The organism is Alteromonas sp. H02, assembly GCF_059682525.1.
Genome location: NZ_CM185021.1, coordinates 2,344,702 through 2,358,419, shown reverse-complemented (window position 1 = coordinate 2,358,419; position 13,718 = coordinate 2,344,702). Strand labels below are relative to the sequence as shown.

Here is a 13,718-nt window from a genome sequence, read left to right as displayed (position 1 = left end):
TCGCTTGCAAGCGACCAGCTAAAACAATCTATCTGGTCAAACCAGCAACCAACCAAGTTTAATCAACAAGATTTTAACATTCAAGGCTTTCTCTGTCTGTGTGTCAATGCAAAACTGCAAAAAATCACACAAATCGAGTTAGCCCATGTACATCCCACCATTTACATGGATTGTCTCACCAGAGATATACGCCGCACCGTCGCTCACCAGGAACGCAACCGTTGCAGCAACTTCTTCTGGCTGACCCAAACGATTCGCCGGAATATCTTTGAAAATGGCTTCACGCTGTTCGTCACTTAAGGCTTTGGTCATATCGGTATCGATAAAGCCTGGTGCAACAACGTTTACCGTAATGCCTCGAGAAGCGACTTCGCGAGCCAGTGATTTAGAAAAACCAATGACACCGGCTTTCGCCGCCGCGTAGTTCGCTTGTCCGGCATTACCCGAACTACCCACTACAGAACCCACATTCACAATGCGGCCGCAGCGTTTCTTCATCATTCCACGCAAAACAGCTTTTGACAATGAAAAGATAGCAGTCAGGTTAGTATCGATAATCGCCTGCCACTCTTCATCTTTCATTCTCATTAGCAGATTATCACGTGTGATACCTGCATTATTGATCAAGATCTCAACCGCGCCAAATTCCTCGTTGATGGCTTTAATCAGCGCATCCACGGCACCTTCTTCGGTGACATTCAGCTTCATACCTTTGCCGCCGGAGGCCGCCAGGTATTCGGTAATAGCATCGGCTCCGCCTTCGCTGGTAGCTGTACCAATGACGGTAGCGCCCTGCGCAGCCAATTGTGTTGCTATCGCTTTACCAATACCACGACTGGCACCGGTGACCAGGGCAATTTTACCTTGTAAATCGCTCATTTGAAAAAGATTCCTATTATTCTGCCTGCCAACTTGCCACCGTCTCCGGGGTGTTAACAGCAATATAGCTTACAGATTTGACAATTCGTTTACCGAGTCCGGTAAGCACTTTACCCGGACCAACTTCGATAATGGTATCAATCCCTTCTGCGGCCAGAAACTCCACTGTTTTGGTCCACTGCACCGGGCAGTACAACTGACGAACCAGTGCGCTGCGAATGCCCGCCGGATCTGACTCAACCGCCACATCAACGTTATTAACCACTTTCACTGTAGGCTCGGCAATCGCGATGGTTTCCAGCTTATCGTCAAGATGATCGGCTGCCGGACGCATTAACTCACAGTGAGAAGGAACACTCACCGCCAGTGGTAATGCACGCTTGGCACCGGCCTCTTTACAGGCGTTAGCGGCCTGTTCTGCAGCGTTCTTTTCGCCAGCAATCACTACCTGACCCGGCGAATTATAGTTAACCGGTGATACCACGTCGCCGGTGGCCACTGCGGTATCATGACAAATTTCAGCAATGCTATCGTCATCCAGGCCAATAATGGCGTACATGGCGCCTGCACCTGCCGGAACTGCCTGTTGCATAAACTCACCACGAGCTTCAACCAGCTTTACGGCTTCAGCGAAATCCAAAGCACCAGCACACACCAGGGCAGAATATTCACCCAGGCTGTGACCGGCCATGTATTCCGGTGCAATGCCCTGCTCTGCCAGCAAACGATAAATAGCCACGCTGGCCGTAAGCAATGCCGGCTGCGTTACCTGGGTTTCGTTTAACTTACTGTCGGGGTCGTTTTGTACCACGTCCCACAAATCATAACCCAGCGCTTCAGAGGCTTGCGCAAAGGTATCGAGAATAGACGGATGAACGTCGGCCAGCTCTTTGAGCATGCCAACCGCTTGAGAGCCCTGTCCAGGGAACACACAGGCGATACGAGTCATAAAGCATCCTTATAATTGTTCTAATTCAGGTGAGCCGGGCTAACCTGCTCACCATGGCATTTGTTAATACCTAACTAAAGCAGAAGCCCAGGCAAAACCACCGCCGAATGCTTCCAGCAATAAATGTTGACCACGCTTGATTCGGCCATCGCGAATGGCTTCGTCGAGCGCTGTTGGCACGGTTGCCGCTGACGTATTACCGTATCTTTCCAGTGTCAGCACAACCTGATCCAGCGACATATCCAGCTTTTTGGCTGTCGCCTTAATAATTCTGAAGTTGGCCTGGTGTGGTACCAGCCAATCTAAATCACTCTTTTGCATATTATTGGCAGACAGTGTTTGCTCAACAATTTCCGACAGCTTGGTGACTGCGACCTTGAAGACTTCATTGCCTTTCATTGAGCCCCAGTTTTCATGAATGGAATCCGGGTTTGATTTATCCGGGTTACCAATTTTCAGCAGATCACTGTAAGAGCCGGCCGCATTAATATGCGTAGACAAAATGCCCGGCTCGTCGCTGGCTTCAATAATGGTAGCGCCAGCAGCATCACCAAATAAGATAACCATGGTGCGATCGGCTGGATCAATATGCCGGCTAAGGCAATCGGTACCCACCACTAACACCCGTTTTGCCATACCACTTTTCACATATTGGTCGGCAACGCTCAGCGCATAGCAATAACCGGCACAAGCCGCTGCTACGTCAAAAGCCGGGATATTATCGATGTTGAGGATATTTTGAATTTCGCAGGCAGTGCTGGGTAAGGCATGACGACCTGAGGTGGTCGCACAAACAATCATGTCGATAGAAGTCACATCAATACCGGCCGCTTCAATGGCTTTCTTGCTGGCTTCTGCGCCCATGGTTGCAGCGGTCTCATCCGGACCTATAATTCTGCGTTCTTTAATGCCGGTTCGGTCCGTGATCCATTCGTCACTGGTGTCCACCATCAACTCTAAATCGGCATTGGTACGTACGTCGCTAGGATAATAGCTACCCGTACCTATTATACGAGAGTATTTGCTCAAAGTTGCTCCAATAAAACGGTTTCTATTTTACTTTTTATTTTTTCAGGCACTTTCATCTCAGCTTCTTGCTTGGCCTGCAATATGGCGTAATAAAACGCTTCTGCCGAGGCATTGCCGTGACTCTTGATGACAATGCCGCGCAATCCTAACAGACTGGCACCATTATACTGGTCGGGGTTCACACGATTGTAAACTGTTTTTAGTAAGGGTAAGGCAATTCGCGCCATCATGCGGCTGAAAAAGTTTGCCTGGGATTGCCGTTTTACTTCATTAATAACGAGTTTTGCCAGGCCCTCGCAGGATTTCAGTGCGATGTTACCGGTAAACCCGTCGGTCACTACCACATCGGCGTAGTCGGTGAAAATATCGTCACCCTCTACATAACCAATATAGTTAATACCTTTGGCATTTTTGAACAACTGATCGGCGTATTTAACCTGGGCATTGCCCTTGATATCTTCCTCGCCCACATTCAGTAATGCCACCCGTGGTGACTCAATGCCACTGATTTGCTCGGCCAGTACCGATGCCATAACACCGTATTGGAACAGTATTTCAGAGGTGCAATTTACATTCGCGCCCAAATCGAGCAGAAAAACGCGGTGATGACTGGCGGTGGGCATATCTGAGACCAGCGCGGGGCGGTCGATGCCAGGTAACGTTTTAAGTAAATAAAACGCCATGGTCAGCAGCGCACCGGTATTACCCGCACTTACGCATGCATCTGCCTCACCGGATTCAACCAGTTGCAGTGCTTTCCACATGGAAGATTGCTTTTTATTGCGTAATGCCGCGGTCGGTGGCTCACCCATTTCAACCACTTGCTCGCAATGATGGATTACAGTGCGTTGGCGTTGTTGTTCGGTGAGGGATTCCAGAGCGGGAATTATAATGTTCTCATCACCACACAAAATGAACTGTGCATCGGTAATGGACTGAATAGCTTTTTGGACGGCGGAAAGAATAACAGGGGGACCATGATCGCCCCCCATGATATCTAACGCAATGGTTAATTTAGACAAAATGTCGGCACCAGTAACTTAGTTACCGATGACTTTTTTGCCTTTGTAGAAACCATCAGCGGTCACGTGGTGACGGCGGTGTGTTTCACCCGACGTTGCATCGACAGACAAAGTCTCGCCTGTCAACGCATCGTGTGAACGACGCATGCCGCGCTTACTACGCGTTTTACGATTTTGTTGTACTGCCATAACTTACTCCTGGTCTCGCTTAAGTTCTTTCAAAACCGCGAAAGGGTTTGGTTGCTTCTGTTCCGGTTCAATCTCACCAAACTGCATATCGTCACTGGTGATTGCACAATCTTCCTCTGCATGAAAGGGCACAATCGGTAACGACAAAATCAGCTCGTCTTCAAATAATTGAAGAAGATTGACTTCTCCGTGGTCGCCGACCTCTACCGGATCATAGGCTTCGGGTAATGCTTCTGCGTCTTGTTGTCCCTGCACCGGACTATAACAAAAATCAACATGAAGCGGACAATCAAATGCCTCGTTACACCGTTGACAGAGTAAAACTACTGCGGTGTCCAGGGTGCCATGAAATACAGTAAGACCCTGCGCGTCTTTTTCGAACTGTACTTTCACTTCAACCCATTCGTCACTGCTGACGACGGAACCCATTAACCTTGCCATGTCTATGGTCGCGATAACTCCCTCATAATCTGAGCGTTTTAGCGCGCTTTTGACCGGTTCGACCTGGTGCGGTAATTTCACTTTCTGCATAGGGCGCGCATAATATAGCGTCAGCCCTTTACTGTCAAAGGATTAATCGTTTTTTTACCATTGTGACAAAATCCGCTAAACTCTTTGGCGTTTCCCTTATTATAAAGGGGTAAGTTAAGCGACGACAGAATTATAATAACTATGACTTCACCACGAATTATCCTGGCTTCTTCATCCAACTACCGCAAAGCTCAACTTGCCAATATCGGCTTCCAGGTTCCCGGTATCAGCCCAAACATAGATGAAACCGCTAACCCTGGTGAGGCTCCTCAGGATTTGGCTTGCCGTTTGTCACTGGAAAAAGCCCGGGCGGTGGCTGCTAATTACCCCGATGCGGTGATCATTGGTGGCGACCAGGTTGCCACCGTTACCGATAAAACCGGCCATGTCCACATACTTGGTAAACCCGGCACGCTGGATAAAGCCATCGAACAGCTCGAGCTGTGTTCAGGCAATAAAGTGCGCTTTATCACGGCGCTTAGCCTGGTTCATCAGGCACAGCAGCGCGAACAAACCCGGTTTGAGGATGTGTACGTCACCTTTTCTGAATTATCGGATTCGGTTATTGAGCGCTACCTGTTAAAAGAGCAACCCTACGACTGTGCCGGTAGCTTTAAAGCCGAAGGGGCCGGTGTATTGTTGTTCGACCGCATCGAGTCCCGGGACCCTAACACCCTGATTGGCCTGCCGGTTATGCTACTGCGCGACATGCTGGCCGACTGGCACATTAACCTGCTCGATTTAACCCTGCGTCATTAACAGGTCGTGCAACTCAGCAATGGAATGTACAATGGCTTTGGGGTGATGTTTGGCTAAGTTCACTGGTGCGTGCACCCCGTAGCTTACTCCCACTCTGTCCATGCCAATAGCCTGTGCCATTTGCATGTCGTAGGTGGTATCACCAATCATCAGCGCCTGCCCGGCAGACAAACCGCGCTCTTCAAGCAACTGCAACAGCATGTCCGGGGAAGGTTTGGAGTCTGCCTCATCGGCGCAGCGGGACGTTGTGAAGAAATGACCAGTACCGGTTTGTTCCCAGGCCCGGTTGAGTCCGCGCCGGGCTTTACCGGTAGCTACCGCCAGCACATTGCCAGCATCCTTAAGGTCAGTCAGCATATCGGTTACCCCATCAAACAGCGGGCAAGGCGTGGTATCTGCACCAAGGTACACTTCCTTATACGCCAGGGTTAAACGCTCGGCCAGCTCGTCATCATCAATATTGAATAACTGCTTAATGGCAGGCTTTAAACTGATGCCGATAATATGGCTGACAGCTTCTGCTGAAGGGATAGCAACCTCACAACGTGCGGCTGCCTTTCGCATACAGCTAACAATTTTCGCCGCTGAGTCCATCAGCGTGCCATCCCAGTCAAAGATGATCAGTTTGTACTGCTTGGTCATAACTTCCTGCACTCTTATACTTTTTTAAGCGTGTTAACGGCCTGGGTTAATTGCTCATCATAGGGCGCATTAAAGGTCACCATCTCTTCAGTTTTCGGATGCATCAGCCGTAAGCTGGAAGCATGTAAAAACAAACGATTGAGCCCTATGCGTTTCATTTGCTTGTCGAATTCCGCATCACCGTACTTATCATCACAGGCAATGGGATGGCCGGCATGTAAACAATGTACGCGGATCTGGTGGGTCCGGCCGGTAATTGGTGAAGCCTCAACTAACGTAGCATTTTCGAACGACTGTAAAATTCGATAGCGGGTTTCTGAAGGTTTGCCCTGCTCAGACACGCTTACCAGCCGCTCACCAGACTGCAAAATGTTCTTTTGCAATGGCGCCTTCACTTTAAAGCGGTTTTGTGGCCACTGTCCGGCTACCAGCGCATGATAACGTTTGTCCATCTGGCTGTTACGTAACTGCTCATGCATATGGCGTAACGCCGAGCGCTTTTTGGCCACCAGAATACAACCCGACGTATCGCGGTCGAGCCGGTGAACCAGCTCCATAAACTTCGCTTCCGGGCGCAATGCTCTGAGCCCTTCAATCAAACCAAAGCTCAAACCACTGCCACCGTGCACTGCCAACCCGGAAGGTTTGTTAAACACAATGATATGTGAGTCTTCAAACAGGATGTGCTGTTCCAGACTGGCAATCTTTTCCAGTTTAGGGGATGGCAATTCAGGGGTTTCACTCACCCTTACAGGCGGAACCCTAATCAAATCTCCCGCTACCAGTTTATATTCCGGCTTTACCCGTTTTTTATTCACCCGCACTTCGCCTTTGCGCAAAATACGATAAATAAGGCTCTTTGGGACGCCTTTTAAAAAGGTACGCAGAAAATTATCAATGCGTTGCCCGTCTAAGTCTGGTTCGACTTCAACAAATTGAACCTGAGATGTGGGGGAATTCTTGTCTGGTGATGTCACGGGCATTGTGTCGGCTGATTTCATAGGCGGCGATTCTAACGTATTTCGTCTGCACATTCACTTAACTCGAACGCCGATTAATCGAAAACTACATCATGAGCAGTTGTTTAACCCGGCATTTTGTTCAGAAAACGACGTCCGGCTGAGTTAATTGCTCCCTAATTACGCGTATGGCTTGCCTATTTCAACCCTTTGGTGCGATAATCAAACTGTTTTAACCGAAACGACACCGAAAGGTTCTCGTCAGACTCGTTGTTAAAATAACGTTAAACTAAAAAGTTAAACAACCGGTCGCAGAGTCTGTATTACTACCAAACTACCCCATTGCGGAATTATCAATTGAGTAGGAAATACAACGTGCGTTGATGAACAATCACGTAGCTGAAAACTTGCGACAATGGCAAAAATAATGTGCCGTTTAGTTATACAGAATTGAATTGACATAGTTCACTGACCCGCGAAGTTCAGGTTGGTGAACAGATACAGAAAACTTGTACAGGGCCGTCGTTCCCGACACCCAATAAAGACAGAAACGCTTTTTTGAAGAAGTAAAAAGCGTATAGAATCAAGGGTAATACGACAATACAACAAGATCCCTGCCCAACGTGAGGTTGCGCGGTGAGGTTTTGCACAGTCACTTTAATTGTGTATCTGAACGGCTGTAAGCAATAACAGAGTTAGATACAATGAAAAGAATGCTAATCAATGCAACTCAGCAAGAAGAGTTGCGGGTTGCCCTGGTAGACGGGCAACGCTTGTATGATTTGGATATAGAAAGTCCCGGGCACGAGCAAAAGAAAGCGAATATCTACAAAGGTAAAATTACCCGTGTAGAACCCAGCTTAGAAGCTGCCTTTGTTGACTACGGCGCCGAACGCCACGGTTTCCTTCCTCTCAAAGAAATTGCCCGCACTTATTTCCCGAAAAACTACAAGCTCGAAGGTCGTCCGAATATCAAGGACGTCATCAAGGAAGGCCAGGAAGTTATCGTTCAAATCGATAAGGAAGAACGCGGCCAGAAAGGCGCAGCGTTAACCACTTTCCTATCGCTGGCAGGTAGTTACCTGGTATTAATGCCAAACAATCCTCGTGCAGGGGGAATTTCCCGCCGTATCGAAGGTGACGAGCGTACCGATCTGAAAGCCGCATTGTCGAAACTGGACCTGCCTGATGGCATGGGTCTGATTGTTCGTACCGCGGGGGTTGGTAAATCCTACGAAGAACTGGATTGGGATTTACGCGTGCTGCTGACGCACTGGGAAGCGGTTTCCAAAGTCGCAGAAGAGCGCCCTGCTCCATTCCTGATTCACCAGGAAAGTAACGTCATTGTGCGTGCGATCCGTGACTATTTACGTCGCGACGTGGGTGAAATCCTGATCGACAAACAGCGTGTATACGAGCAGGCTTTACAGCACATTGAGCTGGTTCGTCCTGATTTTGCTAACCGCGTTAAATTGTATAAAGGCGATGTGCCGTTGTTCAGTCATTACCAGATTGAAAGCCAGATCGAGTCGGCCTTCGAACGCGAAGTACGTCTGCCTTCAGGTGGCTCAATTGTTATTGACCCAACCGAAGCACTTACCTCAATCGATATCAACTCTGCCCGTGCAACCAAAGGCGGCGACATTGAGGAAACCGCACTCAATACCAACCTGGAAGCCGCCGACGAAATTGCCCGTCAGTTACGTCTGCGTGATCTGGGTGGTCTGGTGGTTATCGACTTTATTGATATGACGCCGGTGAAGCACCAGCGTGAAGTTGAAAACCGCATGAAAGACGCCGTGCGCCCTGACCGTGCCCGTGTTCAGCTGGGTCGTATTTCACGGTTCGGCTTGCTTGAGATGTCTCGTCAGCGTCTGCGCCCGTCACTGGGTGAATCAGCGCATAACGTATGCCCACGTTGTTCTGGTCATGGCACTATCCGTGGCACTGAGTCATTAGCGCTGTCTATCCTGCGAATTCTTGAAGAAGAAAGTATCAAGGATAACACTGGCCAGATTGAAGCCCAGCTGCCGGTACCGGTAGCCACCTATCTGCTTAACGAAAAACGTAAAGCAGTGCAGAACATTGAAAAACGTCATAACGTTAGCCTGATCATCATTCCAAATCCGAATCTTGATACGCCGCATTACCAGATCGTTCGTCACCGTGCAGACGATGTAGTGTCTGACGCCAGCTACAATATCAGCCTGGCTGAAGTAGAAACCAAGGAAGCGTCACCGGGCGTTACCGCGCCGGTTAAGCGCGAAGAGCCGGCATTACAGGGTTTGATTGCGCCAACCCAGGCGCCGGTGGTTCCGCCTAAGGCTGAAGAAAAGCCTGTTGAGCAGAAAACCGGCCTGTTGGCGGCACTCGGCAAATGGTTATCCGGCTTATTCTCCAGTGACGAAGAGCAAGTCGAAGAGAAGCCTAAGCCAAAAGCTAAGCCACGCAATAACAACCAGAATGGTCGTCGTCGCAATAATAACGACAGACGTCGTAATAACCGTTCTGGTAATAAAAACCGTCGCAACGATAACGAAGAGAAGTCGACTGATAACACCAGTGAACAATCTTCTGACAACAGCAATAATAAGCGCCAGGACAAGCCGAAGCAGACCCGTGGTCGTAACCGTTCGCGTAACAGAACGCAAACGGATAAAGCCGAAAAGGCTAACGAGGAAGTGGCTGATAAGGCACCACAAACCGATAATGAAGCGGCTGAAAAGCCGGCTCGTAAGAAGCCAGCCAGAGAGCGTCGTCAGCGTCGCGAGTTGAAAGGCAGTGTGCGTGCAGAAGGCGGTACTGATAAGCATCCGGTGCAAACCAAAGCGACTCAGGAAAGAGCCGAGCAGAAAGCAGCCGAAGCAGCTAAAGCTGAAGCCGACAAGTCAGTAAATGAAACGCCGGCAGAAGCGCCAGCTAACCAGACTGAAACTGCAGCAAAAGAGACTGTTACCCAGTCTCCAGCCAGCGTAGAAGAGAAAGCTCAGGCACCTCAGGCGCCGGTACAGAGCAAACAGTCGGAAGCCGAAACGGTGGAAGCGACTCAGCAACCGGCAGAAGGTCAGGATGATGCTAACCAGCAGGATGATGACGATAAAGCACGCGCTGAAAAAGGCTCGCGCAGCCGCAGTCGCCGCTCACCTCGCCATGCCCGTGCAGCTGGCCAGCGTCGTAAGAAAGAAAAGTCAGAGGATGAAACTCAGGCTCAGCCAGCTCAGCAGGATGAACTGCAGTTTGATGCACCAGAACCTGCCGAGACTGCCGCGACTGATAATGAAACCGTAGCAGCAACAGAAGCGCCGGAATCGACTGCGAATGAAGAACCAAAGCAGGTCGAAATTAACCTGGAAGCCGAAACGCAGAGCACGACCAGCGCTGAAGAAGCCCCGGCAGAGCAAGCGTCTGAAGAACCAGCGTCAGCTGAGCCGCAACCCCCTGCCGCAACGGAAGAAGTGCAGCAGCAAACTGCGCCTGAAGCCGCTGAACCGGTTGCCACTGAAGCACCTAACCAGGCTGAAGACACTGCCGCTGAAGAAAAAGCGCCAGAGCCAGAGGCAAAACCGGTGCCGGTAGAAGCCGAAGCAGAGCCTGTAGCCGAGACTATACCAGCAAACACTGCTCCGGCAGCGCCTGCTAAAGTGGCTATGGCCAGCAGTTTAGGTAAATTTACCGCTTCTCACCCAATGACTAACCCACCTCAGGTGGCAGCGTCAACGGAAGAGATCACCATTATCAGCAGAGCCGACGATCAGCGTCCTGCCCTGTCGGTATCTGGTCGCCTGGCAACAATGGCAAATGCTAATGCCATAGCATCAGCGCCGACGACCCGTCCAGCCAGCGTGTAATACGGTAACATTATTCAAAAGGCCAGCCATGCTGGCCTTTTTTGTTTATGTGGTAGCATGATTATGAATACACCATCGTCTTTACCCTTACCCTGGCTACAAAGCCTGCTGCAGGACCCACAGTTGAGTCAGTTTGAACTGGTGCAGTCACTGTGGAGTGATTTTGGTCAGCTGCTGCGCTGTTACTCGCCCGCTCGCCAGGCCAGCGTGATCATCAAGCTGATTTCCCAGCCTGCCACGTTCCGCCACCCGCGGGGCTGGAGTAGCCAGCAAAGCCTTGAGCGTAAATGGCGCTCCTATGAGATAGAGCAATATTTCTATACGCATTACGCGCCCCTCTTTGCAGATTACGGGCACCTTGCCCGGTTGATAGCCTCAGACGCAGTAAGCAACGAGTCAGGTACGCGGCTGGCACTGGTACTCAGTGACTTAAATACTGCGGGGTTTGAAGGGAGACATCAGCAACTAAGCGCCGATGCCTGTAAACCTGTTCTTGCCTGGCTAGCCGCCTTTCATGGCCGCTTTATTCATCAGTCGCCGTCCGGTTTATGGTCCCAGGGCAGTTACTGGCATTTGGCTACCCGTCCCGACGAGTTCAGCAAAATGGCAGCTGGCCCGCTTAAACAGTTTGCCCCGGCCTTTGATAAAACGCTGCAACAGTGCCCCTATCGCACGCTAATCCACGGTGATGCGAAAGTGGCGAATTTTTGTTTCAGTGCTGACGATCAGACTGTCGCAGCCGTCGATTTTCAATATGTGGGAGGCGGTATCGGCGTTCAGGATGTGGCATATTTTCTGGGCAGCGTGTTGTCTGAGCAAGACCTGCTTAACCATACTAAAGACTATCTTGATTATTACTTCAGGGAATTACGCAGCGCTTTAAGCAAGCAACTGGCGCCAGAGGAATGTGAAGCCGTGTGCAACAGCTGGCGCCAACTCTACTGCGTGGCTAATGCCGACTTTCACCGCTTTTTAGCGGGTTGGAGCCCTGAGCATTTTAAAATTAACCGGATGTTACAACAGCAAACTGAACAGGCTATTGCGCTGGTATCTGCCAGGCCGCAATAGATTGCGACCTGGCTGGCGATTTTAAGCAGGATTAAACCAGCCAAAGGTGCCGGCCTGCTTGTTAAGCACAACAACCGAATCGGTCAGATCGGCGGCGCGTCCCGCAGCGCCATAACACACATGCAGTGGTATCAGATGTTCTTCCCGCGGGTGACAGAATCGCGCTCCCGGCGCTTGCTCCCAATTCTTTAGCTTTTCCTGACGCTCAGTTTCACTGACCGACGTGCTGGACAACACATCTTTAAGCCAGTCTTCAAAACCCTGATTCATGGCGCGGCTCTGAGGCGTATCGGCGGCAAAAAACGCCCGCATATTATGAAACGAAAAGCCTGAGCCCAGGATAAGCAGATCATCATAATCCAGATTAGCCAGTGCTTCACCGATGCGAATATGCGCGGCCGCGTCCAGGGTATTGACCAGAGACAGCTGAACACAAGGGACATCGGCGTCCGGATACATGATTTTAAGCGGCACAAATACCCCGTGATCAAGTCCGCGCTTAGCATCCTCGGCAACGTCAATGCCACTCGCCCGAATCGCCTGAGCTACTTTACCGGCCAACTCAGGCTCGCCTGCACAGGGATATTTAATAGCGTAACTTTCCGGCGGGAAGCCGTAATAATCATAAATCAGTTCTGGCGCCGGATTCGTAGTCACCGTTGCCACCGATTCCTCCCAGTGCGCACTGATAATAAGGATGGCTTTTGGCCGACGAATGGTGCCTGCCAGCTGCGCCAGATGCTCGGTTAATGCACGATGGCCGGGGTCGCCCAGTAACGGCATCGGACCGCCGCCATGGGAAATAAATAAGGCTTGTTGTGATGCCTGCATAACGCCTCCTTAAAATTGTGGTCCGCGCGGCACTATCCCGCCGGGATTCAATGTTTTGATGGAGTAATAACCGGCTTTAATATGGTCTATGTTTACCGTATCAGCAATACCGTCAAGGGCCCAGATCCGATGCATATAAGCATTAAGATAAGGAAATTCCCTGATCAATTGGCGATTACACTTAAACAAACCGTAGTAAGCGGCATCAAACCGCACCAGGGTAACAAACAACCGGATGTCGGTTTCGGTCAGAACATCGCCGAAAACGTAGCCTCGACCGTCGGCCAGTCTGGCTTCGAGCTTATCCAGTGTGCTAAATACGTTATCAAAAGCCTCATCATAAGCGGCCTGACTGGAAGCAAAGCCGGCCTGATAAACCCCGTTATTCAGCTTGTGGTAAATCTCTTCATTCAGCTCATCAATCTCATCAGCCAGAACTGCCGGATAGAGATCCGGGCCGGTATTGACCAGTTCATTAAAGGCCGAATTCAGCATCCGCAGGATATCCGCTGACTCATTATTAACAATCGTTTGCTGCTGTTTATCCCACAGCACGGGTACCGTTGCCCGGCCGGTAAAATCCGGCGCTACCTGCGTATATATCTGGTGCATGTAGGTTGCCTGATTGAGCTCATCATCGGTACTCCCCGGATAACCACCAAACTGCCAGCCCTGGTCGCTTAAACGCGGATTCACCACGCTTACAGTGATGAGATCGGTGAGGCCTTTCAGCGCACGCACTGCTAACGCACGTGATGCCCAGGGGCAAATATAGGCGACATACAGATGATAGCGGCCCGCTTCAGCTTTAAAGCCGCCATCACCGGTGGGGCCGGGTGAACCATCGGCCGTTATCCAATGCCTAAAGGATGAAACCTGACGAATAAAACGCCCGTCCTTGTCTTTGTTCTGAACCGGTTGCCAGTCGGCATCCCATTTTCCATTTACTAACATTCTGTCTCCTCCTGTACAGCTTGCCAGGACAAGCCTGGCAGCTATTACTGTGGGTGCT

General features: G+C 50.3%; 13 protein-coding genes. 3 read left to right on the top strand and 10 right to left on the bottom strand.

Going from position 1 to position 13,718, the window contains the following annotated elements:
• Nucleotides 1–138: 138 nt before the first annotated feature.
• The 6 genes from fabG to yceD form a co-directional block, all read right to left on the bottom strand.
• The gene (fabG, locus tag AC566Q_RS10905) at nt 139–879 is read right to left on the bottom strand and encodes a 3-oxoacyl-ACP reductase FabG (protein WP_105935829.1); all 741 of its coding nucleotides are present in this window, start codon (nt 877–879) and stop codon (nt 139–141) included.
• A gap of 16 nt (nt 880–895) precedes the next feature.
• Nucleotides 896–1,828, bottom strand: a complete 933-nt coding sequence (gene fabD, locus AC566Q_RS10900) for an ACP S-malonyltransferase (protein ID WP_123323338.1) — start codon at nt 1,826–1,828, stop codon at nt 896–898.
• Between the two features lie 63 nt (nt 1,829–1,891).
• Complete coding sequence (locus tag AC566Q_RS10895) at nt 1,892–2,857, bottom strand: beta-ketoacyl-ACP synthase III (RefSeq protein WP_499616576.1); 966 nt, start codon at nt 2,855–2,857, stop codon at nt 1,892–1,894.
• Nucleotides 2,854–3,879, bottom strand: a complete 1,026-nt coding sequence (gene plsX / locus AC566Q_RS10890; RefSeq protein WP_499616574.1) for a phosphate acyltransferase PlsX — start codon at nt 3,877–3,879, stop codon at nt 2,854–2,856. The genes AC566Q_RS10895 and plsX overlap by 4 nt, the downstream gene beginning before the upstream one ends.
• A gap of 18 nt (nt 3,880–3,897) precedes the next feature.
• Nucleotides 3,898–4,068 (bottom strand): 50S ribosomal protein L32, encoded by a 171-nt coding sequence (gene rpmF, locus AC566Q_RS10885; RefSeq protein WP_499616571.1) that lies wholly within the window; start codon nt 4,066–4,068, stop codon nt 3,898–3,900.
• A gap of 3 nt (nt 4,069–4,071) precedes the next feature.
• Nucleotides 4,072–4,599, bottom strand: a complete 528-nt coding sequence (gene yceD / locus AC566Q_RS10880; protein ID WP_499616568.1) for a 23S rRNA accumulation protein YceD — start codon at nt 4,597–4,599, stop codon at nt 4,072–4,074.
• Between the two features lie 141 nt (nt 4,600–4,740).
• Between yceD and AC566Q_RS10875 the strand changes: the two genes are divergently transcribed.
• Nucleotides 4,741–5,358 carry a Maf family protein gene (locus AC566Q_RS10875; protein WP_105935835.1) on the top strand — a complete coding sequence of 206 codons (618 nt, stop codon included), beginning with the start codon at nt 4,741–4,743 and terminating at the stop codon, nt 5,356–5,358.
• On the opposite strand, the gene AC566Q_RS10870 is transcribed toward AC566Q_RS10875, so the two are convergent.
• Both AC566Q_RS10870 and rluC read right to left on the bottom strand, forming a co-directional pair.
• Nucleotides 5,341–6,000: an HAD family hydrolase gene (locus AC566Q_RS10870; protein WP_105935836.1), complete on the bottom strand. Its 660-nt coding sequence runs from the start codon at nt 5,998–6,000 to the stop codon at nt 5,341–5,343. The two genes, AC566Q_RS10875 and AC566Q_RS10870, sit on opposite strands and share 18 nt — an antisense overlap.
• Nucleotides 6,001–6,014: 14 nt before the next feature.
• Nucleotides 6,015–7,001 (bottom strand): 23S rRNA pseudouridine(955/2504/2580) synthase RluC, encoded by a 987-nt coding sequence (gene rluC / locus AC566Q_RS10865; RefSeq protein ID WP_240622009.1) that lies wholly within the window; start codon nt 6,999–7,001, stop codon nt 6,015–6,017.
• A 662-nt stretch (nt 7,002–7,663) separates the two neighbouring features.
• Between rluC and rne the strand changes: the two genes are divergently transcribed.
• Both rne and AC566Q_RS10855 read left to right on the top strand, forming a co-directional pair.
• Nucleotides 7,664–10,807, top strand: coding sequence for a ribonuclease E (gene rne / locus AC566Q_RS10860; protein ID WP_499616565.1), 3,144 nt, complete (start codon nt 7,664–7,666; stop codon nt 10,805–10,807).
• A gap of 63 nt (nt 10,808–10,870) precedes the next feature.
• A complete protein-coding gene (locus AC566Q_RS10855) occupies nt 10,871–11,875 on the top strand; it encodes a phosphotransferase (protein WP_170308531.1) in 1,005 nt (334 codons plus the stop codon).
• A gap of 21 nt (nt 11,876–11,896) precedes the next feature.
• Here AC566Q_RS10855 and AC566Q_RS10850 read toward each other — a convergent pair whose 3' ends face one another.
• Entirely contained in the window at nt 11,897–12,706 is an 810-nt protein-coding gene (locus tag AC566Q_RS10850) for a DODA-type extradiol aromatic ring-opening family dioxygenase (RefSeq protein ID WP_105935840.1), read from the bottom strand.
• A gap of 9 nt (nt 12,707–12,715) precedes the next feature.
• Nucleotides 12,716–13,660, bottom strand: a complete 945-nt coding sequence (locus AC566Q_RS10845; protein ID WP_499616561.1) for a glutathione S-transferase family protein — start codon at nt 13,658–13,660, stop codon at nt 12,716–12,718.
• Nucleotides 13,661–13,718 lie beyond the last annotated feature (58 nt).